Annotated in this window: 17 protein-coding genes; 4 read left to right on the forward strand and 13 right to left on the reverse strand. The window is 65.0% G+C overall.

Translation table 11 applies throughout. The features are described from left to right. The first annotated feature begins 111 nt into the window (after positions 1-111). Positions 112-1281, forward strand: coding sequence for a PP2C family protein-serine/threonine phosphatase (locus BI347_RS06170; RefSeq protein ID WP_071115514.1), 1170 nt, complete (start codon positions 112-114; stop codon positions 1279-1281). On the opposite strand, the gene BI347_RS06175 is transcribed toward BI347_RS06170, so the two are convergent. From BI347_RS06175 to BI347_RS06215, 9 genes are all read right to left on the reverse strand, one after another. Further along, positions 1278-2216, reverse strand: coding sequence for a GGDEF domain-containing response regulator (locus BI347_RS06175; protein WP_071111027.1), 939 nt, complete (start codon positions 2214-2216; stop codon positions 1278-1280). The genes BI347_RS06170 and BI347_RS06175 overlap by 4 nt on opposite strands. Continuing rightward, the gene (locus BI347_RS06180) at positions 2213-6715 is read right to left on the reverse strand and encodes a PAS domain S-box protein (protein ID WP_083338724.1); all 4503 of its coding nucleotides are present in this window, start codon (positions 6713-6715) and stop codon (positions 2213-2215) included. Before BI347_RS06180 ends, BI347_RS06175 begins: the two co-directional genes overlap by 4 nt. A 233-nt stretch (positions 6716-6948) precedes the next feature. Then, the gene (locus tag BI347_RS06185) at positions 6949-9015 is read right to left on the reverse strand and encodes a prolyl oligopeptidase family serine peptidase (RefSeq protein WP_071111025.1); all 2067 of its coding nucleotides are present in this window, start codon (positions 9013-9015) and stop codon (positions 6949-6951) included. After that, the gene (locus BI347_RS24790; protein ID WP_275637133.1) at positions 9012-9143 is read right to left on the reverse strand and encodes a hypothetical protein; all 132 of its coding nucleotides are present in this window, start codon (positions 9141-9143) and stop codon (positions 9012-9014) included. The genes BI347_RS06185 and BI347_RS24790 overlap by 4 nt, the downstream gene beginning before the upstream one ends. Before the next feature lie 256 nt (positions 9144-9399). Next, positions 9400-9888 carry an amidase family protein gene (locus BI347_RS24350; protein WP_071115516.1) on the reverse strand — a complete coding sequence of 163 codons (489 nt, stop codon included), beginning with the start codon at positions 9886-9888 and terminating at the stop codon, positions 9400-9402. 381 nt (positions 9889-10269) lie between these two features. Continuing rightward, positions 10270-11364 carry an alkene reductase gene (gene nemA, locus BI347_RS06200; RefSeq protein WP_071115517.1) on the reverse strand — a complete coding sequence of 365 codons (1095 nt, stop codon included), beginning with the start codon at positions 11362-11364 and terminating at the stop codon, positions 10270-10272. Between the two features lie 30 nt (positions 11365-11394). Beyond that, positions 11395-12135 (reverse strand): NADPH-dependent oxidoreductase, encoded by a 741-nt coding sequence (locus BI347_RS06205; RefSeq protein WP_071115518.1) that lies wholly within the window; start codon positions 12133-12135, stop codon positions 11395-11397. A gap of 77 nt (positions 12136-12212) precedes the next feature. Then, a complete protein-coding gene (locus tag BI347_RS06210) occupies positions 12213-12830 on the reverse strand; it encodes a TetR/AcrR family transcriptional regulator (RefSeq protein ID WP_071111020.1) in 618 nt (205 codons plus the stop codon). 142 nt (positions 12831-12972) lie between these two features. Further along, the gene (locus tag BI347_RS06215) at positions 12973-14301 is read right to left on the reverse strand and encodes a D-serine ammonia-lyase (RefSeq protein ID WP_071115519.1); all 1329 of its coding nucleotides are present in this window, start codon (positions 14299-14301) and stop codon (positions 12973-12975) included. A gap of 98 nt (positions 14302-14399) precedes the next feature. Between BI347_RS06215 and BI347_RS06220 the strand changes: the two genes are divergently transcribed. Together BI347_RS06220 and zigA are read left to right on the forward strand one after the other, a co-directional pair. After that, positions 14400-15356, forward strand: a complete 957-nt coding sequence (locus BI347_RS06220; protein ID WP_095210764.1) for a LysR family transcriptional regulator — start codon at positions 14400-14402, stop codon at positions 15354-15356. Positions 15357-15523: 167 nt separating this feature from the next. Further along, positions 15524-16738, forward strand: a complete 1215-nt coding sequence (zigA, locus tag BI347_RS06225) for a zinc metallochaperone GTPase ZigA (protein ID WP_071112006.1) — start codon at positions 15524-15526, stop codon at positions 16736-16738. 16 nt (positions 16739-16754) lie between these two features. On the opposite strand, the gene BI347_RS06230 is transcribed toward zigA, so the two are convergent. From BI347_RS06230 to BI347_RS06245, 4 genes are all read right to left on the reverse strand, one after another. After that, complete coding sequence (locus tag BI347_RS06230) at positions 16755-17294, reverse strand: GNAT family N-acetyltransferase (protein ID WP_071115520.1); 540 nt, start codon at positions 17292-17294, stop codon at positions 16755-16757. Positions 17295-17305: 11 nt separating this feature from the next. Beyond that, positions 17306-17869 carry a helix-turn-helix domain-containing protein gene (locus BI347_RS06235; protein ID WP_071115521.1) on the reverse strand — a complete coding sequence of 188 codons (564 nt, stop codon included), beginning with the start codon at positions 17867-17869 and terminating at the stop codon, positions 17306-17308. A 118-nt stretch (positions 17870-17987) separates the two neighbouring features. Further along, positions 17988-18308 (reverse strand): hypothetical protein, encoded by a 321-nt coding sequence (locus BI347_RS06240; protein ID WP_204378007.1) that lies wholly within the window; start codon positions 18306-18308, stop codon positions 17988-17990. Next, positions 18305-20929 carry a glycoside hydrolase family 15 protein gene (locus BI347_RS06245; RefSeq protein ID WP_083338725.1) on the reverse strand — a complete coding sequence of 875 codons (2625 nt, stop codon included), beginning with the start codon at positions 20927-20929 and terminating at the stop codon, positions 18305-18307. The genes BI347_RS06240 and BI347_RS06245 overlap by 4 nt, the downstream gene beginning before the upstream one ends. Positions 20930-21249: 320 nt before the next feature. Here BI347_RS06245 and BI347_RS06250 point away from each other — a divergent pair, with 320 nt between their 5' ends. Beyond that, positions 21250-21882, forward strand: a complete 633-nt coding sequence (locus BI347_RS06250) for a lytic polysaccharide monooxygenase auxiliary activity family 9 protein (RefSeq protein WP_071111014.1) — start codon at positions 21250-21252, stop codon at positions 21880-21882. The last annotated feature ends 240 nt before the right edge of the window (positions 21883-22122 follow it).

Below are 22122 nucleotides of genomic sequence, written 5' to 3' on the forward strand. Positions count from 1 at the left end.
GCCGATAGTGGGCTATGCTATTGACAAGGGCAGGGTTCGGGTGACGGCCCGGCTTAACGGCCAGGCCGCAATGTCATGCCGACCGGCAGCATACATGGGCTAGAGGGAGCGATGTCGTCGACGACCATTTTGCTGGTAGAGGATAGCGCCACCAACCGGTACTTCATCGAGCAGTTTGTCATGGAGCTGGGCTATCAATGCGTGGCGGCTAAGAATGGATTGGAAGCGGTGGCCTATTGCAGGGACAAGGTGCCGGATTTGATCCTGATGGATGTCATCATGCCGGAAATGGACGGCCTGCAGGCAACCGCCGAGCTGCGCCGGATGTTTGGCGAGCATTGGGTGCCCATCATCTTTCTCACCAGCCTGAACGAATTGGAAAGCGTGGTGGGAGGGCTGAAGTCGGGCGGTGACGACTATCTGGCCAAGCCGGTGAGCTTCGATCTGCTGTCTGCCAAGATCCATGTCTTCCTGCGCATCGCCGAAATGCAGAACCAGATCAATCAGGATGCGGTGCGGCTGGAGAAATACTATCGCGAGAACGAGGTCGAGCAGCAGCTGGCGCTGGAGCTGATCGAGCGGCTGATAGGCCAGCGCACCTCCAGGCCGGACCACGTCTGGCAGTATCTCAGCCCGGCAGCCGGTTTCAATGGCGACCTGATCATCATTTGCCAGCCGCCGTCCGGCGGAGAGCACATCATGCTGGCCGACTGCACTGGCCACGGCCTGACGGCGGCCATCAGCGCCTTGCCGGCGATCGACTGTTTCTATGAAATGACCCAGGCGGGCTGCGGCATGGCCGAGATCGCCAGAGGGGTCAACCAGAAGTTGCACCGCCTGCTGCCGGGAGGGCGCTTTGTGGCGGCGGCGCTGATCGCCATCGATCCGGACGGCGTGCGGGTTAGCATCTGGAATGGCGGTGTGCCATGCGTACTGCTGTTCAACGAGCGGGCCGAAGTGGCCGCCAGCTGCAACTCCACCCATCCGCCATTGGGCATTTTGCCGGCCGAGGCGTTCGACGATTCGATGCAGTCGCTTGATTGGCAGCCGTCGCAGGTGCTGGTGGTGAGTTCGGACGGCATCACCGAGGCGAAGGACGGCAACGGCGTGATGTTCGGTTTGCCGGGGGTGGTGGAGGCGGTGGGCAGGGGCTGGCCCGCCCGGATTGGCGAGGGCGTTCTGGAAGCGGTCAGGGCGCATATGCATGGCGACGCGGCGAGCGACGATATTTCCCTGCTGGTGATCCGCCACGCGGCGGCCGAGCAGCCGCCGGGCGGCTAAACGGCGCAAACGCGCGCGCGGCCGGTTTTCTTGGCCAGATAGAGCTGATCGTCGGCCAGTTGAATCAGGTGCTGGCTGTTGTTGTCGGCGTCCGGTTCGACGGTGGCCACGCCCAAGCTGAGGGTGACGACATCGGCGGCCGCCGAGTCGGCATGTTCGATATGCAAGGCGCGGATCGCCGCTTCCATCTTGATGGCCACGGAGACGGCGCCCGCCAGGCTGGTTTCCGGCAGCAGACAGGCAAACTCCTCTCCGCCCAGGCGCGCCGCCAGGTCATAGGGCCGGTTCAGCTGCAGTTGCAAGGTGTGCGCCACCTGTTGCAGACATTCGTCTCCCGACAGGTTGCCGTAGCGGTCGTTGTATTTCTTGAAATGGTCGATGTCGGACAGGATCAGGGCCAGGCTGGCGCGGTGGCGCTGGCAATGCCGCCATTCACGGTCCAGCCTTTCATTGAACAGGCGCCGGTTGGCGATGCCGGTCAGACTGTCGGTGAAGGCCAGCTCCCGCAACTGGTCGGCCTGGAATTTCAGCGTGAGATGGGCATGGACCCGGTTGCGCAGCGTCGCCGGCGTGACCGGCTTGGTGACGAAGTCCACGGCGCCGGCCTCCCAGCAGGCCATTTCCTGCTCCTGGCTCTGGAGTCCGGTCACGAAGATGACCGGGATGTCCCGAGTGTCCGGCCACTGTTTCAACAGCCGGCATACCTCCATGCCGTTCATCCCCGGCATCTCCACGTCCAGCAACAGCAGATCGGGCGGCGTGTTCTGACAGAAGGCGATGGCCTGCTCGCCGTTGGTGGCCATGAAAACCTCATGCAGCGGGTGCAATATCTGGTGGGCGACCACGATATTGGTCGGCTGGTCGTCCACTATCAGTATCCGGCCGCGGCGGCAGCCTTGGCTGCCGGATGTCGGGGAGGGGATGTCGTCGTTCATGACTGGTCTACCTTCTGCCGTTGCAGGATCTCCGCGCACAGGCTGGCGGCTGCCGCGAAGTTCATTTTCATGATGGCGTCGTTGAGCTGGTCGAACTCATTCGGCATGACGCGATAGTATTGCTGCCTCAGCTGGTCGAAAACGTTCATCGCGTCCAGATTGGACATGCTCAGCATGTGCCGCAGGCCGACCAGGCCGATCTGCAGGTCTTCGGCGTCCTGTTCGGTCGGGGCGTCCGAGTTTGTTTCCACGGCGGCGAGCGGCAGCTGCTGAGCCTCAAGCCGGGCGGCAGCCTCCGCGCGCTGCGCAGCCTCTTGCAGCGGCGAAAAGTCTTCCGGCCAAGGCTGGGCGGGATCGCGCATGGCTTTTTCCTCCGCGGCGGCCAGTCCGGCCAACTCTTCGGCGCCGACGGTGGCGGCCAGGCCCTTCAGCGTGTGCAGGGCTTGCACGGCCTGGTCCCGCTGCTGCTGTTGCCGCGCGTTTGACAGATTGGCCAGCAGCGAGTGGATTTCATCGCAGAAACTGAGCAGGGTGTGGCGGTAGATTTCAAGATTGCCGCCGAAGCGCGGGATGGCCGCCTGGCTGTTCATCACCCGATTACCGCCCGCCGTCGCCTGCGGCGGAGGCGACGGGGCCATGGGCGGAGCCGATTGGCGGCTGGTGTGGTGCAGGATGACTTCCACCAGTTGGGTCAGGTCAAAAGGTTTGCCGACGTGATCGTTCATGCCTGCCGTCAGCGCGGCTTCGCGGTCGGCCGGCATCACATTGGCGGTCATGGCGATGATGGGCAGTTGCTCGGCGGAGAAGCTGGCGCGGATCAGCCTGGTGACGGTGTAGCCGTCCATATCGGGCATTTGGATGTCCATCAGCACCAGGTCGTATAAGGGGGAGGCTTTCTGCATGGCAAGCAGCGCCGCCTGTCCGCAATCGGCCACATCCACATGCGCGCCTTCATTGTTCAGCAGTTCGCGGGCGACCTGCTGGTTGGTAAGGTTATCCTCCACCAGCAGCAGGTGAAGTCCGTTCAGCCGGGGCTCGAGATCCGCTGGGCGGCTGGGTTGCGGGGTGGGTTGGCCATGGTTGGCGTGGGCGTCTGCCACCGCGTCGAACAGCATGGAGGCGGTGATCGGCTTGATCAGCAGGCTGTCGAAGATGCCGGGATTCAGCTTCTGCCTCTGGGCAAACAGTTCGCGTCCATAGGCGGTGACCATCACGATCACCGGCGTGTGCTTGCCGCTTTGCATCTGCCGCAGATGGTTGCAGGTTTCCCAGCCGTCCATGCCAGGCATACGCCAGTCTATCAGGATGATGTTGTAGTCCCTTTCCGGGCCGCCTTCCGCTACCATTTCCAGCGCTTCCTCGCCGCTGCGGGCGACGTCCACCTGCCAGCCGAAAGAGCTCAGGATGGCGCCTTGCGCTTCGCGCGCGGTGTCGTTGTCCTCGATCACCAGGCAGCGCAGGCTCTGCAGCGAGATGCGGCTGGCCTCCGGGGCGGACGATGCGCTTTCCGCCCTGTCGCATTCGATGGTGAAGCTGAAAGTGCTGCCTTGTCCCTGCGTGCTTTTCACATCAAGTTGGCCGCCCATCAGGCTGACCAGGCGCTGGCTGATGGCCAGGCCCAGGCCCGAGCCGCCATAGCGGCGCGCGGTGGAGGTCTCCGCCTGTGAAAAGCCTTCGAAGATGCGCTGGCACTGTTCCGGCGAGATGCCTATGCCCGTGTCGCGCACGGCGAAGGCGATTCTCATCAACTTGCCTTCCTGGTGCAGCAGCCGGGCCGACAATACCACTTCGCCGTGCTCGGTGAACTTGATGGCATTGCCTGACAGGTTGATCAGGATCTGCTGCAGGCGCAGGGCGTCGCCGATGATCCAGTTGGGCAGCTCGGGATCGATGTCGAACAGGATTTCGACATCCTTGCTGCCCACATTGGAGGACAGGATCACACCGATGTCGCGCAGCAGCTTGTCCAGGCTGAAAGCATGGGGGTCCAGCGTCAGCTTGCCGGCCTCCACCCGCGAGAAGTCTAGGATGTCGTTGAGAATGGCCAGCAGCGTGCGCGCCGCGGTGCTGGCTTTCTCGGTGTAGTCGGCTTGGCGCATGTTCAGGCCGGTCTGCTGCAGCAGTTGCAGCATGCCGAGGATGGCGTTCATCGGCGTTCGGATTTCATGGCTCATATTGGCCAGAAACTCCGACTTGGCGCGGCTGGCGCTGTCCGCGGCGGCTTTGGCCGCCAGCAGCCAGTCTTCCTGCTGGCGTTGCAGGGTGACGTCGCGGTTGATGCCCAGCATGCGGCGGGGCTTGCCGCTGGCTTCGTATTCGATCAGCGCGGCGGCCTGCACGTAGCGGACTTCGCCGTCCTGCCGGACGATGCGGAAGATGGGGTTGTAGACGTCGGTTCCTTCCAGCGCGCCTTGCAGTTTGAGCTCCGCCATCTCGATGTCGTCCGGATGGACGCGCGAGCGCCAGTGATTGTAGTACAGGCCGAATGCCTTGAAAGATTTGGGGATGTCGTATATTTCGAACATCCGGTCGTTCCACTCCAGCGTATCGCTGTCTATTTTCCAGTTCCAAATGCCCAGCTCGGCCACTTCGGCGGCCTTCTCCAACTGGTCGCGCGCGGACTCCAGCTCGCGCCTGTCCTGCTCGCGCTGAGTGATGTCCGATGCGATGCCCAGGTAGCCGGTGATGGTGCCGACCTCGTTTTCCAGCGTGGAGACCGTCAGCAGCACCGGCAGCAGGCTGCCGTCGCGGCGGGTATAGGTCCACTGGCTTTCGTTGAACTGGCCGTGCCTTGACTTGGCGACGATGGCGTCGAAGCCGGCGGCCACGTTTTCTTGCAATTCCTGGGACAGCATGGCGGCCCGGGCGGCCAATTCGCTCTTGCTATGGAAGCGCGTCAAGGACTGCTGGCCCAACATGTCCTCCGACCGGTATCCCAGCATGCGTTCGGCCGCCGGATTGAACAGGGTGATCAGGCCTTCCGGGTCGGTGGCGATGATGGCATAGCCGGCATTGGCCAGGATGGCGTTCTGCAGCGCGGAGTAGATGCGGATCTGCGCGGTGCGCTCCTCCACCTGCTGCTCCAGGGAGGCGTTCAATTCCAGGATCTGTTTCTCGGCCGCCTTCTGCCGGCTGATGTCCCGTATGGTCTTGGCAATGCCTATCACCTGTTTGTGGCTTCCCAGAATCGGCGACATGGTGATGGCCACATCCATCCACTGGCCGCTGCGGGTGCGGTTGATGCTGTTCATGCTGATGATGGCGCTGCCCTTGCGGACTTGTTCCGTCAACGCCTCCTCTTCCGCCATGACTTCCGCCGGAATGATCAGCTGGGTCAGCTTCTGTCCTATGGCTTCCTGGGCGGAAAAACCGAACAGCTTTTCCGCGCCCTTGTTCCAGCTGGTGATGGTTCCATCCAGGGTCTTGCCGATGATCGCGTCGTGAGAGCTTTCCACGATGGCGGCCAGCTCCGCCTGCCTGGCGCTGGCTTGGCGGTATTTTCTCAGGTAAAGCGAGGATATGGCGCCTATCAGCAGAAAGATGCCGAGCGTGGTGGCCAGCGTGGCGCGGCGGGTGGTGTCCACCATGCGGGCGACATCCTGGTCTTGCAGCACCGCGTGCACGGTGGCGTAATGATTGGGAAAGTCGGAGTTGAACGGGATATCTATCGAACGGACATAGGCGGTGCCGTGAGGCGATGTGTAAGTCTGCAGGTCTTCCAGCTGTTCCGGTTTGGCGGCGGCCGGATGGAAGTCGTCTTGCCAGCGCCATTGCTGTTTCTTCACAAAGCCGAAGACGCGGTTGGCGTCCGGCTGGGCCAGATAGTCGCCGTCCTGGTTGGTGATGTAGAGCTTCAGTTCAACCGGAATGCTCTGGAATAGCGAGTCCAGCAGATTGCGCGCGTTGAAGTTGATGATCACGATGCCGAACACCTTGCCGTTCTGATCGTGGATCGGAGTGGCTACGCGGATGGTGGGGATCGCGCCGGTGCTGGCCGGTTTGCCGTGCGTAGAGCCCAAGTTGATGTCGGAGAAATATATCTGTCCAGGCCGCAGCTTGACGGTTTCCCGCATGTAGTCGCGGTTGCCGTGTGGTGCCAGCTGCTTGGCCGAGGCGGTTTCCACCTGGCCCTGCGCATTGCGTTGCGCCCGCACCAGTTCTTGCCCGCCGTTGGCGACGCCGATGAAGCGGATGGACGAGAATTCCGGGTTGGCGGTGAGGAAGGCGCTGAAAATGGAGGTTAGGCGCGCGTTCCAGGCCGCCATTGTGGAGCTTTCCTGCGGGTCGACGCCGCCATGCTCGCTGGCGCGGACCATGCCGGAAACCGGCGGCGTGGAACTGAGGAAGCGCACATCGCGCGCCAACTGGTCGAATTGGTTTCTCAGCATGACGTTGCGGGTGTGGATCACATAGCCCAGGCGTATCTGGTAGGTGGCAAGCAATTGCTGGCGCTGGTGTAATCCGGTCTGCAAAACGACTACGGTTGTGACGACTATCATCGTGCAGATAAATGCTATGGCGAGGCGCAACTCAGGCCGTGACCAGATGTGGGGACGGGGAATGGGCAAGTTGCCGCTCCTGAAGAGGGATCAAGGAGGTGCAGGCCCCCTGGGGGAGCCTTGTGCTTCATTATAGGAGCTGCTGTAGGTCATTCAAATTGCATCGGTCTCTCCTAGGCCTGCCGCCGGCTGCAAGCAGAAAAAACCCCGCCGCGGCGGGGTTGTAAGCGGAGTCAGCGCAGCTGTTTCCACAGGAAGGCGTATTCCATCGCGGCGATGCGCGCTTCCTCGTCGTGGTTGGCCGCCGCGCCGTGGCCGCCCTCGGTGCGCTCGTAATAGCGGACGTCGGCGCCGATCTGCTTCATGGCGGCGAACATCTTGCGGGCGTGGCCGGGGTGGACGCGGTCGTCCAGCGTCGAGGTGACGAACAGCGTGGCCGGATACGGTGTGCCCCGGCGGATGTTCTGGTACGGCGAGTACTTGCGGATATAGGCCCAGTCGGAAGGCTTGTCCGGATTGCCGTATTCATCCATCCAGCTGGCGCCGGCCAGCAGCTTGTTGAAGCGCTTCATGTCCAGCAGCGGCACCTGGCAGACAATGGCGTTGAACAGCTGCGGGTACTTGGTCAGCATCACGCCCATCAGCAAGCCGCCGTTGCTGCCGCCTTTGATGCCCAGATGATGCGCGTCGGCGATGCCGCGGCGCGCGAGATCCCTGGCGATCGACGAGAAGTCGTCGTAGGCTTTTTGCCGATGCTGCTTGCGCGCCGCCTCGTGCCAGGCCGGGCCGTATTCGCCGCCGCCGCGGATATTGCCCAGCGCGTAGACGCCGCCCTTCTCCAGCCACGCCTTGCCCAAAGTGCCGCTGTAGTAGGGCGTCATCGACACTTCAAAGCCGCCGTAGCCGTAGAGCAGGGTGGGGTTCTTGCCGTTCAGTTTCAGGTCTTTGCGCGCCACCACGAAATAGGGCACTTTGGTGCCGTCATCGGAGCGGGCGAAGAACTGCTTGATCTGGTAGCGGCTGGCGTCGAAGAAGGCCGGCTGCTGTTTCAGCAGCTCGCGCGCGTCGCTGCCGGCATGGGCCAGCGACAGCGTGGTCGGCGTCAGGAAGTCGGTGAAGGTGAAGAAGTAGTCGTCGGAGCTGTCGTTGTCCACCGGGCTGACGTCTATGCTGCCATAGCCTGGCGCGGTCACTTGGCGCGATTGCCATTTGCCGTCCACCACTTTCCATTCCACCAGCCGGCTCTTGACGTTGTCCAGCACGGTCAGGATCAGCGCGTTGCGGGTGCTGGCGTTGCTGGACAGCGAGGTGGTGGCGGTGGGTTGGAACAGCGGGGTGAAGTCGCGCTTGCCCTGCTGGTAGTCGTCCGCGCGTATCGCCAGCAGGCTGCCGGACTTCCAGCGGCGGCCGGCCACTTTCCAGTCCTGGCGCGGTTTCAGCAGCAGCCAGGGGCCGTAGAAGCCGGCCTCCACGTGGCCGGGCTTGTCCAGCTTCTGCCACTGTTCGCCCTGCTTCAGATAGGTGTCATTGCTGAAGAAGCTGGTGCCCTGGCTGATCAGGTCGTAGTGATGGCCGGCGGTGTCGATATGGCTGGCGTTGACCGAGATGTCGGTGCGCTTTCCCTCGAACAGGGTGCGGGCGGCGCTCAGCGGCTGGCCGCGCTTCCATTCCTTGACGATGCGCGGGTAGCCGGAGTCGGTCAGCGTGTCCTTGCCGAAATCGGTGCTGACATACAGCGTGTCGCGGTCTTTCCAGTTGACTTCGCTCTTGGCTTCCGGCACCAGGAAACCGTCGCCGACGAAGCGCTTGCCGGCCAGGTCGAACTCCCTCACCACCGCGGCGTCGCCGCCGCCGCGGCTCAGGCGGAGCAGGCAGCGGTCTTGCTGCGGCTTGACGCAGTCGGCGCCTTGCCATACCCAGTTTTCCTTTTCATCCTTGGCCAACTTGTCCAGGTCCAGCACGGTCTCCCAGGCCGGGCTGGCCTTGCGGTATTCGTCCAGCGTGCTGCTGCGCCACAGGCCGCGCGGATGTTCTGCGTCGCGCCAGAAGTTGTAGTAGCGGTCGCCTATCTTCTCGATGCCGGGGATGCGCGCGCCGGAGTTGAGAATGGACAGGATGTCCTGTTTCAAGGGCTGGAAATCCTGCCAGTGTTCCACTTCTTTGCTGGTGGTGGCATTTTGCTGGTGTACCCATTGCAGGGCATCCTGGCCTTGTACGGCCTCCAGCCACAGATAGGGGTCGTCGGCCGCATGGCATTGCGCGGCCAGCATCAGAGCGGCGGCGAGCAATTTGGTCTTCATGATGTTCTCCTGAGTGCGGAGCCCTTGCCGCCGGCGGAGCCGGCGTGCAGCGCGTCCTGTTGTCGCGGCGAGCCGCTTGCGGCGGCGGCCAGTCCCAGACTGTAGCGCGTTTCAAATCCTACTGTCATCACCGCGCCGCGACGGTTCTCCCTGCCTCTTGCTTGGTATATGCCTTGATGGCTACGCCCAGAGACTTCCGATGCCGGCGTGGTGTGCGGTGGCCGGGCATGGCCCTGTCACGTTTGAGCAGGCTCCCGCCTGGCTGGCGGAATGGGATAGCGGCTTGCTGAACGCCGCCGCTCCCCTGTTACGCCATTGGCGAGGCTCATTCTCCCCCGCCCATGCTGTAGGTCTGCGGTCTTCCCGCGGCAAGCTCCGCTCCAGCTAGCCGGCTATCCGGAACAGCGCATCCTCCCGCCCGCCCGGCGCGACGAACTGCATGCCGACCGGCAAACCCGATGCCGCGTCCTGAAAAAGCGGAACCGACATGGCCGGCGATCCGGACGCGTTGAAGACCGGAGTGAAAGGCGAACTGCCCATCACCCGCTCGGTCCACTGCTGGCCGTCCATCGTTTCCGCGCCAACTGCATAGGCAGGGGCCAGATCCGGCAACGTCGGCGTCAAAAGCAGGTCGTAGCGCGTGAAGAACGCCGCAACGCTACGGGCGACCGCATTGCGCAGATCGAGCGCCCGCACTATTTCGGTTCCACGGATTGCGCGTCCCGTTCGATAAACCACGAGCGTCTGCGGCTTTAGCGTCGCCAGATCGACCTTGCGTTCCATCGCGGCCGCCATGTCGTCAACCCGGGCGGCGATGTTGACGGCCGACAGCGCCGAGCTGGCGCCAAGGGAAGCTCGCTTCTTCCATGACATGGCCGAGGGATGGATGCCGCGGTGCGCTTTCCGTCCCAGGAATGGGGCATGACGCCGATGCGCAGATTGCCAGGGTCGGCGCCGATTTGCGAAAGATAACCGCCAGCGGGCCTTGAGATGGAGAAAGGCCCTGCGCAGTCCGCTCCGTGCACCGCGTCGACGAGCGCGGCGTTGTCGCGCACCGAACGGCTCACGTCCAGCTGCGCGGCCAGGCGATTGATCGCCTCGTCCTGCGCGGGTCCATCGGAAACACGGCCGCGCGTCGGCTTGAGTCCGGATACGCCGCGGTCGAGCTGTTCTACAGCGGGCGAAGGCGTAGCCTGGGGAGAGCGTCGCGGCGCAATGAAAAAGCCCCGCGGATCGGCGGGGCTGGAGAGTAGCTTATAGCGCGGGGTAGTCGGTATAGCCTTCCGCGCCGCCGCCGTAGAAGGTTTCCGGCTTGGGAGGGTTAAGCGGCGCATTGTGTTTCAGCCGCTCCACCAGGTCGGGGTTGGCGATGTAGCTGCGGCCGAAGGCGGCAGCGTCGATATAGCCTTTCTTCAGCAACGTTTCGGCCTTCTCCGCGGTGTAGCCGCCGGCGCCGACGATCACGCCCGGGTAGCGCTGACGCAGTTCGGCGCGGAAGGCGTCGTCCAGCGCCGGGCCGCCGGCCCAGTCCGGTTCGGAAATGTGCAGGAAGGCCAGCTTGCGCTTGGCCAGCTGTTCTGCCAGGTACAGCGCCATTTCCAACTGGTCGGTGTTGGACACGCCGTTGAAGATGCCCAGCGGCGAGATGCGGATGCCGACATGGCCGGCGTCCCATTCCGCCACCACCGCGTCCACGACCTCTAGCAGGAAGCGGGCGCGGTTTTCCACGCGGCCGCCGTACTGGTCGGTGCGGACATTGGCTTGCGGCGACAGGAACTGGTCCAGCAGATAGCCGTGGGCGCCGTGGATTTCCACCAGGTCGAAGCCGGCGCGGCGCGCGTTGTCGGTGGCGCGGCGGTAGTCTTCCAGGATGTCGTCGATTTCCTCGATCTCCAGCGCGCGCGGGGTGTCGCACTGTTCGCGCACCAGGCTGCCGTCGGCGGCGCGGATATTGGTGCGGCTGTCGGCCTGGATGGCGGACGGGCCCACCGGCGCGTCGCCGTTAGGCTGCAGCGAACGGTGCGAAATGCGGCCGGTGTGCCACAGCTGCAGCGCGATCTTGCCGCCGTCCCGATGCACGGCCGCGGTGACTTCGCTCCAGGCCCTCACCTGCTCTTCGCTGTAGATGCCGGGCGCGCCGGCATAGCCCTTGGCGGTGGCGGAGATGTGGGTGCCTTCGGCCACGATCAGGCCGGCGCTGGCGCGCTGACGGTAGTATTCCTTGGCCAGCGGGCCCGGCACGTCGCCCGGCTCGATGTTGCGCAGGCGGGTCAGCGGCGCCATCGCCACGCGGTTGGCCAGGGTGACGGCGCCCATTTGCAGCGGCGTGAACAGTTTGTCGGCTTGCATGTCTTGGTCCTCAAAGAATGGGGTGATGGCTTACTGCTCGAATCCGAAGCCCTGGCGGCGCGCGGCCGGCGCCACCTGGGGGAAGTACACCTGGCGGTAGTAGCGGGCGGTATTGCTGGTCCACGCTTCGCCGTCGCCGCGGCCAATGTCCTGCCAGTGGCGCTGCAGGATCCGATCGTAGTCGGCGATGTGGTCGGCGAGGCCTTCGGCCTGGTAATGCTCGGTGTGGACGAAACTGGCGCGCGGCAGGCGCGGCTTTTGCTCGCCGTCCTGATCGGTGTGGCCCAGCACCAGTCCCACCAACGGGAAGGTCAGCTCCGGCAGCTGCAGCAGTTCAATCATCGCCTGCGGATCGCGGCGGATGCCGCCGATCGGCACCACGCCCAGGCCGGCGGCGTGGGCGGCGGTCATCATATTGCCCAGCGCGATGCCGGCATCGACCGCGCCGACGGCGAACGCCTCCACGCTGTTGTGTATCACCTGCTCGGCGCCGGCCATTTCCACGCCCAGGCGGGTCTTGTGGAAGTCGATCACCACGGCGACGAATACCGGCGCTTGGGCGATCCAGGGCTGGCCGCCGGCGATCTCGGCGATGCGCTGGCGGCGTTCGGCGTCTCGTACCACTACCAGCGAGACCTGCTGGCCGTTGATGGAGGTGGGGCCTTTCCAGGCGGCGTCCAGCACCGCGTCCAGCGTTTCGGCGGCGATGGGCTTGTCCTGGTAGCTGCGCACGCTGCGGTGTTGCTGCATCAGTTGCAAGGTTTCGTTCATGACAACTCCATTTAGTAGACCAGTCGTCTAGTTTTTGTGTCAACAAAACCCGCTGCGTGCAGCGGGCATTCAGGGGATTAGCCGCCGCAGCTGACTGCGGACGGTATCTTCAACATGGCTTCGGTCAGCTTCAGCGCATTGAGCATCGGTTGGCCGGAACGTTGCACCTTGTACAGCAGGGCGCTTCCCACCCACAGGCTGTATAGGCTGGCGGCCAGTTCGTCCGCCGGCAGATGAACGCACAGGCTGCCTTCCTGCTGGCCGCGGCGGATGGCATCGGCCAGCCGCGCCATCACCCGGGCCATGCCTTCCGCCAGCGCCTCGCGCATCGGCTCGGACAGGTCGGATACCTCGGCGGCCAGTTTCACCGCCAGGCAGGTATGGCTTTGCGCATCGCAGCGGTGCTTGTTCACCCAGCCATCGAAATATTTGAGCAGGGCGTCGCGGGCCGGGCCTGTTTCCGGGCGCAGCAGTACAAGCAGCTGTTCGTCGTAGTTGAGGAAATAACGACGCAGCATCTCCACGCCATAGCCTTCCTTGGACTGGAAGTAATGGTAGAACGACCCCTTGGGCACGCCGGCGCTGGACAGGATTTCCGCCAGGCCGACAGCGGCAAAGCCCTTGCCCAGAATGATTTCCTCTCCTGTGGCAAGCAGGTGCTCACGGGTATCGGCGGTGTGATTGGCTCGTGACATGGATTGATACTACTAGACCAGTCGTCTAGTTTCAAGGCAGTTGATCATTTCTTCGGGCGGAATGTTGCGCAAAGCAGACAAGCATGCGGCGATGGCGGCCAGATTTGCCTGTTTGCGCGCGCTCGCCACCTGCTTGGCCTTCTCATTCGGGCTGGGCATCCCCCCGCAGTCGGCGGCCTTCGGCACGGAAGCGTACGTGTTCGGCGGCCGGCACCAGCGAACCACCGGTGGACCAGACGACATGGGTGGCGTTGGCAAGCAGATGGCCCAGTCCGTGGCGATCCAGATAGGCGCGGCCGGTTTCCGAGCGGCAGATCCAGGCCGGGCCGGGCAGACCGGCGGCCGCGGAGGGCTCCAGCTCGATGCCTTCGGCTTCGAACAGGCTGAGCAGCGCGGCGAACAGCTGCCTGTCTTCCACGGTAAACACGCCGGAGAGCAGGCTGGCCATCAAGGGACTGACCAGCGGGGAGGCCAGACCCACCGCCAGCCCGTCCGCCTCGGTGCGATTGTCCAGGCCGATGTCGTAGACTGACACCGGCGCGCCCAGCCCCGCAGCCAGTTGCACTAGCATGCAGGGCGCGGCGGCCGGCTCGGCGAAGAAGCAATGCACATGTTCGCCGAACAAGGTTTTCAGTCCCAAGGCGATGCCGCCGGGCGCGCCGCCGACGCCGCAGGGCAGGTAGACGAACAGTGGGTGTGCCGCATCCACCATGCGGCCGGCCTGCTGCAATTGGTCCGCCAGTTCCCGGGCAGCGGTGGCGTAGCCCAGGAACAGTTCCAGCGAGTGTTCGTCATCGACGAAGTGGGTCGTCGGGTCGGCCAGGGCGGCGGAGCGGCCGGCGGCCACCGCCTGTGCATAGTCGCCAGCGTGTTCCACCACTTGCACGCCGTGGCGGCGCAGCCGCTCCTTCTTCCATGCTTTCGCGTCCACCGACATGTGGACCACGGCGCGGAATCCCAATGCCGCGGCGATCAATCCTATGCTCATGCCCAGATTGCCGGTGCTGCCGACCATCACCGCATGATGGGAGAAGCATTCGCGCGCGGCGGGCGAGGCCAGCGCGGCGCGGTCGCCGGCTTCGTCCAGCAGGCCGTGGCGCTGGGCGATGGATTCCGCCAGCGCCAATACCTCGTGAAAGCCGCCGCGAGCCTTGATCGAGCCTGCCACCGGCAGCGCGTGGTCGGCCTTGAGCAGCCACATGCCTTCTCGCGCGGCGTCGCTGCCTTGGGCCTGCTGCAGGCTCGCCAGCGGCAGCAGCGGCGACTCGATGGCGCCGCCGTTGCCGGCCAGCTGCGGAAACAGTTTCGCCAGCAGCCCCCGGCAGCGTTGCAGCCTGGCGCGGGCGGACTCTATGTCGGAAGGCGCCGGCTGCGGCGGCACGGGGGCGGATCCCGCATTGTCGTTCAGCCATAGCATGGCCTGTTTGGACAGAAGTCTGGCGGATAGCGGGCTAGGAAGGTGCTGGCTCATGGCGGCGGCGGAGAGTGGGATACCGGCAAATCCTATAAGGACAAGCGGCGGGCGGGAAGCGATAATTGCTGCTTCTATCATTAGCCAGGCTAATGCCAATGCTCGATTCCTCCGTGCTCGGCGCGCTGAAAAGCTTCGAAGCCGCCGGGCGCCTGCTCAACTTCACCCGGGCGGCGCAAGAGCTGCATCTCACTCAGGGCGCGGTGAGCCAGCAGATCCGCAATCTGGAAGACCGCCTGGGATACCGGCTGTTCCTGCGTGGCCGGCGCGCGCTGTCGCTGACGGAGAAGGGGACCGTGCTGCTGCAGACCGTGGCCCGGTCGCTGGACGAGATCGAGCGGACGCTGGCGCGCTTGGGCGCTGACGCCGCGCCGTTGCGGCTCAGCTGCGTGCCTTCCTTCGCGCTGTGCTGGCTGATGCCGCGACTGACCGAGTTTCAGCGCCTGGCGCCGGACGCGCCGCTGCGCATGCTGGCCGAATTCCAGGCGTGGGACGGCCTGGCGGAGGGGCCGGGGGGCGCGGACATTTCGATCCGCTACGACACCGCGTGCTGCGCCATCGCGCAAGCCCGGCCGCTGTTGGACGAATACATGATGCCGGTGGCCACGCCCGCCTACCTGGCGAGCCATCCGGCCTTCGCCGCCGGCGAATCCATCGCAGGCGTCGCGATGCTGCACGACGCCTCGCCATGGGCCGGAGCCGGGGATTTTGCCGAATGGCGCGTGTGGCTGGCGGCGGAGCGGCCAGACTGGCTGCCGATGCTGGGCGGCGCGCAGTTCAACCTGTCCAGCCTGGCTCTCGGCATGGCGTTGAATCACCAGGGCGTGGCGATGGCGCGCAGCGCGCTGGTGTGGGATGAGCTGCGGAGCGGCAGGCTGGTGGACGTGTTTGGCCGGTGGGTGGCGTCGCCGGCGCGCTACATGCTGCTCAGCCGCGATCCCTTGCGGCGGGAGACCCGAGTATTCACGGACTGGATGACGGCTGTCTGCAAACGCTTCGACGCCGAACGCAGACAGGCGTTGTGGCCTGGAAGCCAAGCTTTGCCGGAAGCGTGACCGTCGGGCGGTGGGGGCCTGGGTTCGGATAGACTTGGCGAAATATTTGTTATGTTATAACATTTATATGTTACGGTATAACATGATAATTTATTTCGATGGATGGGACTGGCCAGCGTGGCGGAGGCTGCGGCAAGCGCCAGCCTGCGGCTTTCAAGGAAAATCCGATGCAGAAACTTCCCGTCACCGTATTGTCCGGCTTCCTCGGCGCCGGCAAGACCACCTTGCTCAACCATATCCTCAACAACCGCGAGGGTCGGCGGGTGGCGGTGATCGTCAACGACATGTCCGAAGTCAATATCGACGCCCGGCTGGTGCGCGAGGGTGGTGCCCAATTGTCGCGCGCCGAGGAAAAACTGGTGGAGATGAGCAATGGCTGCATCTGCTGCACCCTGCGCGAAGACTTGCTGCTGGAAATCGGCAAGCTGGCGCAGGCGGGGCGTTTCGACTACCTGCTGATCGAATCCACCGGTATTTCCGAACCGTTGCCGGTGGCGGAGACTTTCACGTTCCGCGACGAGCAGGGGCAGAGCCTGTCCGATATCGCCCGGCTGGATACCATGGTGACGGTGGTGGATGCCTTCAACTTTCTGCGCGACTACGGCTCGCGCGCCAGCCTGTCCGAGCGCGGCGAAAGCCTGGGCGAGCAGGATGATCGCACCGTGGTGGATCTGTTGGTGGAACAGGTGGAGTTTTGCGACGTCATCGTGCTGAACAAGACCGATCTGGTGGGCGAGGACGATCTGGCCCGGCTGGATGGCATGCTGCGCGCGCTCAACCCGCGCGCCGACATCGTGCGCGGCGCGTTTGGCGCGGTGCCGCTGGCAAGCGTGCTGGACACCGGCCGCTTCGACTTTGAAGCCGCCGCCGAAGCGCCGGGCTGGCTGGCCGAGCTGCGCGGCGAGCATCTGCCGGAAAGCGAGGCTTACGGCATCGCCAGTTTCGTCTACCGCGCGCGGCGGCCGTTCCATCCGCAACGGTTGTGGCGGTGGCTGGCGCGCGAATGGCCGGGGGTGGTGCGCTCCAAGGGCTATTTTTGGCTGGCCAGCCGGCCGGATTTCGCCGGGATCTGGTCGCAGGCCGGCGCCGTGGTCCGCCACAGCCGGGCCGGATTGTGGTGGGCGGCGGTGGATCGCCAGGATTGGCCGCGGGATGAGGACAGCCTGGCGATGATAGCGGCGCGCTGGCGAGAACCCCATGGCGACCGCCAGCAGGAATTGGTGCTGATCGGCGCCGGGATGGATCAGGCGGCATTGACCGCCGGCTTCGACGCCTGTCTGCTGAATGACGCGGAGATGGCCGAGGGCGAGCTTGGCTGGCTGCGTCTGTCCGATCCGTTTCCCGCCTGGGCGGATGCCGAGGAGGCGTCATTGCCGGCCTGATGACGGTGGTCCGGGATCAGTTCTGGCTGGCGAGTGGCTTGTACATCAGCGTGGTGGCGTCCAGCTGGCGGCCATGCACGTCCAGCGCGAAGCCGGGAATCACGCCGGCGATTTGATAACCCAGCGCCCGGTACAGCGGCTCGGCCTTGTCGCCGCTGCGGGTGTCCAGGGTCAGCAGGCAGTGGCCCCGCGCGAGGGCGTGCTCTTCCGCCGCGCGCATCAAGGCCTTGGCTATGCCCTGGCGGCGGTTGTCGGGATGCACCATCAACTTGCATATTTCGGCGCGGTGCGGCTGATTCGGCGGCGTGTCGCAGTCCAACTGCACGCTGCCTACCAGTTGTTCCCGCAAGAATGCCGCCAGCAGCAGGCGGCCATCGCGCCGCAGGGCCGGCAGCGCCTTGTTTTGCCAGAAGCCGGCCGCATCCTCGCGGCGGAACGGCAGGATGAAATTGAGGCTGGCGCCGTCCCGCACGCAGGCGCGCAGCAGTTCCGCCAGTTCCGGCAGCAGGGCTTCGGCTTGTTCGGCGCTGAGTGTCACGATTTCCAGCTTGGCCATGGCTTGTTGCCTCATACGATGAACAGCAGATAGCGTGCCGGCGCGTCGCCGGTGCGAAAGGCGCTGGCGCCGGATAGCCGATAGCGCAGGCAGTCGCCGGCCTGCAGCCGGTAGCTTTGCCCGCCCACGCTGATTTCCAGGCATCCGTCCAGCATCAGCAGGTGGTGTTCCAGCCCGCGGCGCGGCGGCGCGTCGTAGCGGATGTCGCAGAACGGCGGCAGCTCGCATCGCAGCACCTCGCCGGCCAGGCCGCGCGCCGGCGGCGAGACCGAATGGCGGCGCTGGCCGCTGGCGGGGTCGGTCCACAAGGGCTGGACGGCGGCTGGCAGCAGCGGCGTAAATTCGTCTTCCACCATGCGCATCAATTGCGACAGCGCCAGGCCGTGGGCGGCGCATAATTTGCCCAGCGCGGCGGCGGTGGCGCTGACTTCGGCGTTTTCCAGCCTCGACAGCGTGGCCCGGCTGAGCCCGCTGCGCCGCGCGAGCTCGTCCAGCGGCCAGCCGCGCGCGCGGCGCAGCGCTTTCAACCTGTCGGCGATCTGGCGGTCAAGGTTGGGATTGTCGGTGTTTTCCACATATGGAAATATATTTCACAAGTGGAAATCATGGCAAGGGATAAGGAGGCAATCCGCGCGTGGCCAGGCGCGCCGGGGCGAAAGCCGCAACCGGCCCCGGCAAGGGGCCGGCCATGGCTCAGGGATCGGGCGGGCGCGGCAGCGGCTTGGCGTCGGGGATGTCCGGCGCGCCGCGCTGGACGTCCGCCTTGGCCACTGGCGCCGCCTCCGGCCGCCAGCTGTTGCCGCCTTTCCTCACCGGCGGCAGCGCCGGCCGGCTGGGGGGATGCCAGGGCGTGGCCGGGGTGGGGCGGCTGACGATGGGCCGGGCCGGCGGCGCGGCAGCCGCGGCGCGTGGCGCGGGAGGAGCGGCCGGCTCTGGAGCCGGCCACAGCCGCCAGGCCGCGCCGCCGGCCGCCGCCATCAGCAGCGCGGCGGACCAGGCGCGGCGCCGGCTCACCAGCTCACCTGATCGTTCAGGCTGAGGCCGCCGCTGGTCGGCGTCGCCATGCTGCGGTTGCCGGAGAGGTTTTCCCAGCTGACGCTGCCGTCGGCGTTCTTGCGGTAGTACTTGTAGGCGATCTGCTGGCCGGCCGGCAGGTTGACGCTGTTCTGCCATAGCGGGTAGTTGGCCGGGTCCACCGGGAGGCCGAGGTCGGTGTTCCAGTTGCCCAGCGCGCGGGCGTTGCCGGTGATGTAAACCTGCTGGCCCCATTGGGTGGCGGCGTTGACGCTGATGCTGACCGGCGCCTCGCCGGCGTTGGGCGCGGCTGCGCAGTTGTGGTAGCGCGCGCATACCACTTGCGGAATGTCGACGATGCGGCCGGCGTGGATCGAGGCCAGCAGGCTGATGTATTCGCCCATCGCCCAGTTCAGCGGCGCCATCGACTTGGTGGGGGCGCCTGCTTGATAGCCGGCCGGCGTGGTAACCGCCCAGCCGTCCGGCAGCGTGGCGCTGTTGGACCATACCTGTTCCGGCAACATGCCTTCCGGCGTGGCCAGCAGCCTCAGCGTGGCGAAGTAGGGCTGGCCGGCGCTGCCTGCGCGCTGGCGGGCGATTTCGTAAATGCCGCGTTCGGCGGTGAAGATGGGCCACAGCCGGCCGGCGCCGCTGCCGTCGAAATCGTTGCCGTCGTTGTGTTCGCCGTAGCCGTCGAAGTTGTAGCGGAACCACGCGTTGGCGGGCAGCGCCGGCGCGCCCGGCAGCGCGAGGCTCTGCCCCAGCACGCTGTCGAACACCCCTATGGTGTTGGCGATGGTGGGGTCGTTGGCGCTTTTCACGCCCATCCGCACCAGTTCCAGGAAGCCGCCGTCCACCACCCGGCGCGCGTCGTGGCTGCCGCCGCCGTTCTTGATCGTCAAGGTCTGCGCGGTGTCCGGGCCGCTTTGCGGCGCGAAGCTGGCGCGGTCGGCGCCTGCGCCTGCGCGCGCGGCCGGGTTGATCCGCAGGTAGTAGCTGCCGTTGCCGAAGCTGCCGCTGCTGGTGTAGGTCCAGGCGGCGACATTCTCTTGCCAGTAGTCGGCGGCGGACAGATAGCGGCCGGCGCTGGCGTCGTCGCCGTTGTTGCGGGCGATGTCGGCGGCGGCCACCAGGCCGGCGATCTCGGCGGCGATGGTGGACGGCGAGTAGCCGGAGTTCTCTTCCCAGCGCTCCTGGTAGCTCCACGGTCCGGTGGCCACGATGTAGTCGGCGGTCAGCTTGATCTTGGGCCACAAGGGATTGGACACCGCCGGCCCCAGCCGCCAGGCCAGCAGGATGGGCATGGCCTGTTCGTCCATCTGGGTGCCTTGCCAGTAGGGCCAGCCGCTGACCCAGGCGTTCTGCGGGAAGCGGCCGATGCGGCTGTAGCCGGCCGCGCAGCCGGCGGCGTTGTATTCGGCCGTGCCGCAGTTGCTGGTTTGCTGCAGTGTATTGAACAGATAGCCCACCACGGTGGTGGCGCTGGCGCTGTCGCCGGCGGTGTAGAGCGCGTTGGCGAACTTGAACAGGTCTCGCGGCCATACCAGGTGGTAGCCGCCCTGGTTAGCGTCGCCCTGGGTTTCGCCCCATGGCGTGCCGATGCCGGCCACCATCGCGCCGTTGCTCTTGTCCTGCATGGTTTTCAGCGTCATCGCCGCCAGGTAGTAGCGGTCGTCGGCCAAGCCTCCCTGGCCGGACAGGCCGGCGGCATAGTTGTGCCAGCCATTGTCGTACTGCTGCTGCGCGGCGGTGAGGTCAGAATCCAGCGAGGCGGCGGCGGTATTGAGCGCGTCGCCCTGGCTGGCGCCGAAACCCAGCACCACGTCGAAGGACACGCTGGCGGCGGCGGGGTCGCCCAGGTCAAGCCAGCCCATCTGCGCGACGTTGCCGTTGGTCGCCGAGCTGTAGCTCCAGTTCATGGCGTTGTCGCCGCTGCCTATCAGGTCGGTCCAGCCGTCGCTGTGGCCGACGAAGCCGTTGGAGACCATGCTTTGGCCGTTCACAACCTTCCACGGCAGGCTGGCCAGCAGCGCCGAGGCGCGGCTGTTGTGGCTGGCGGCCAGCGCGTAGCCGCCGGCGGTGGACACGGTCTGCGCGCTGTTGCCGCTGCCGGCGTTGTCCAGATAGGGCTTGAACAGCAGGTAGAGGTTGAAGTCTCCCACCGTGCGGCCGTTGAGCGCGGTGAAGGTGACGCGCTGCACCAGCGAGTCATGGCTGGGATCGGTGAAGATACGCTTGCTGATCTGCCAGTTGTGGCCGGCGTTGCCGGTGCTGGCCAGCCAGCTCATGGTGCGGCTGTCGCTCTGGCTGGCCGAATAAGCCTGGCGCTTCTCTTCATCGACGAAGGTCTTGCCGGCGTCGCTGACCAAGAATTGCAGATCCACCGATTCCGGCGTGTCCAGCACCGGGTAGTACACCTCGGACACGATGCCGCGGTAGCCGGTGAAGTAGACGCGCGAGGAACTGCCCACCGCTGTGCCGAGGAAGGACTTGGCGGCCTGGCCGCGTACCGGGGCTTGGCCGGGAGAGCCGAATGCCTCATCGGCGCGGGCGAAGGGGTTGAATAAGCTGGCGATCAGAAGGCCCAGCAACGCCGGGCGGGCAAGGGATGGGTGAGGCATGGTGTTGTCTCCATTTGTAGTTTTGTCTGCCCTTTACTACAGGTTTTGCCTGATGTAAATGTAGTTTTACTACTAAATATATCAAATAAATAGCAAATGTCATTTTTTTGGTTGGTGTGAATAAAGGCGGCGCCGTTGTCTTATCGGCGCCAACCCTGTGCGGAGAGGACCCGGCAGTACGGTCAGCGATGGCCGGTGTTTGCGGCGCGCTAGTCAGAAAGGCCAGCTCTCGGCCGTGGCGAAATGGCTACGATGCGTGCAGCCGGTTTGCCGTCTGGCGACGCCGGTTTTGTTTATTTCCATCATTCAAGGGGATTGCCATGAGTCAAACCAAGATGGAGTCGAAAGCCGGCCTGCAGCCCAGGCATGGCCAGGTGTTCAAGCCGGAGTCGCGCGGCCAGTTCTGCGTGGACGGCGTCAACGCCCAGTGTCCGCTGCAAAGCTGGCAGGTGAATGGCCTGGAGGGCGGCAAGTTCTTCCCGGCGGCCGCCGCTGGCCTGATGGATCCGCTGGCGCCGACCGATACCCCGAATGCGGCGCCGCCGGCCGACGGCAAGATCGCCAGCGCCGGCCAGGCGCACTCGGCGGTGCTGGACGAGCAAAGCGCCGAGCGCTGGCGCAAGCATCCGGTCAGGGCCGGGCAGGAGATGGAGTTCAAGTGGAGCTACCATGCCCGCCATCTGACCCGGCGCTGGAACTATTTCATCACCAAGGCCGACTGGAATCCGAACCAGCCGTTGACCCGCGCCCAGTTCGAGGCCACGCCGTTCCACAAAGTGGAGATGACTGCCCAGCCATACTGGGAGCACAGCGCCGAGCTGATGCCGCCGGAACCCACGATTCATATGATGCGCATGCCGCAACGCCAGGGTTACCACGTGGTGCTGGCGGTGTGGGAAGTCGCCGATACCGGCAATGCCTTCTATCAGGTGATCGATTTCGATTTCTCTTGAAGCGCGGATAGCTGACGCGGGCCAGGCGTCCCCGCCGGTTTTTCCGGCGGCCGCCCGGCCCGATCCTTTGCCGCCCGGCGGCGGCGTTGAGTAAAAATGGCAACACTTAATGGATGGCTTTGCATGCTATGGCTGACAGGCGTATCTTTAAGATGTATTATTTTTACATCTTAAGTTTGCAAGCCTCCTTCGCGAGGTATTTTTCGATCATTAAAGATGTATTTTATTTATATCTTATAA

This window comes from Chromobacterium sphagni (assembly GCF_001855575.1).
GTDB lineage: Bacteria > Pseudomonadota > Gammaproteobacteria > Burkholderiales > Chromobacteriaceae > Chromobacterium > Chromobacterium sphagni.

What these genes read in the sequence shown, in the direction of transcription:
- BI347_RS06215 (WP_071115519.1), bottom strand. Translation starts at nt 14,301, where the DNA reads ATGAGCCAGCACCTTCCTAGCCCGCTATCCGCCAGACTTCTGTCCAAA.
- BI347_RS06175 (WP_071111027.1), bottom strand. Translation starts at nt 2,216, where the DNA reads ATGAACGACGACATCCCCTCCCCGACATCCGGCAGCCAAGGCTGCCGC.
- zigA (WP_071112006.1), top strand. Translation starts at nt 15,524, where the DNA reads ATGCAGAAACTTCCCGTCACCGTATTGTCCGGCTTCCTCGGCGCCGGC.
- BI347_RS06170 (WP_071115514.1), top strand. Translation starts at nt 112, where the DNA reads ATGTCGTCGACGACCATTTTGCTGGTAGAGGATAGCGCCACCAACCGG.
- BI347_RS06245 (WP_083338725.1), bottom strand. Translation starts at nt 20,929, where the DNA reads ATGCCTCACCCATCCCTTGCCCGCCCGGCGTTGCTGGGCCTTCTGATC.
- BI347_RS06205 (WP_071115518.1), bottom strand. Translation starts at nt 12,135, where the DNA reads ATGAACGAAACCTTGCAACTGATGCAGCAACACCGCAGCGTGCGCAGC.
- BI347_RS06220 (WP_095210764.1), top strand. Translation starts at nt 14,400, where the DNA reads ATGCTCGATTCCTCCGTGCTCGGCGCGCTGAAAAGCTTCGAAGCCGCC.
- BI347_RS24790 (WP_275637133.1), bottom strand. Translation starts at nt 9,143, where the DNA reads ATGACAGTAGGATTTGAAACGCGCTACAGTCTGGGACTGGCCGCCGCC.
- BI347_RS06185 (WP_071111025.1), bottom strand. Translation starts at nt 9,015, where the DNA reads ATGAAGACCAAATTGCTCGCCGCCGCTCTGATGCTGGCCGCGCAATGC.
- BI347_RS24350 (WP_071115516.1), bottom strand. Translation starts at nt 9,888, where the DNA reads ATGTCATGGAAGAAGCGAGCTTCCCTTGGCGCCAGCTCGGCGCTGTCG.
- BI347_RS06250 (WP_071111014.1), top strand. Translation starts at nt 21,250, where the DNA reads ATGAGTCAAACCAAGATGGAGTCGAAAGCCGGCCTGCAGCCCAGGCAT.
- BI347_RS06180 (WP_083338724.1), bottom strand. Translation starts at nt 6,715, where the DNA reads ATGATAGTCGTCACAACCGTAGTCGTTTTGCAGACCGGATTACACCAG.
- nemA (WP_071115517.1), bottom strand. Translation starts at nt 11,364, where the DNA reads ATGCAAGCCGACAAACTGTTCACGCCGCTGCAAATGGGCGCCGTCACC.
- BI347_RS06230 (WP_071115520.1), bottom strand. Translation starts at nt 17,294, where the DNA reads ATGGCCAAGCTGGAAATCGTGACACTCAGCGCCGAACAAGCCGAAGCC.
- BI347_RS06210 (WP_071111020.1), bottom strand. Translation starts at nt 12,830, where the DNA reads ATGTCACGAGCCAATCACACCGCCGATACCCGTGAGCACCTGCTTGCC.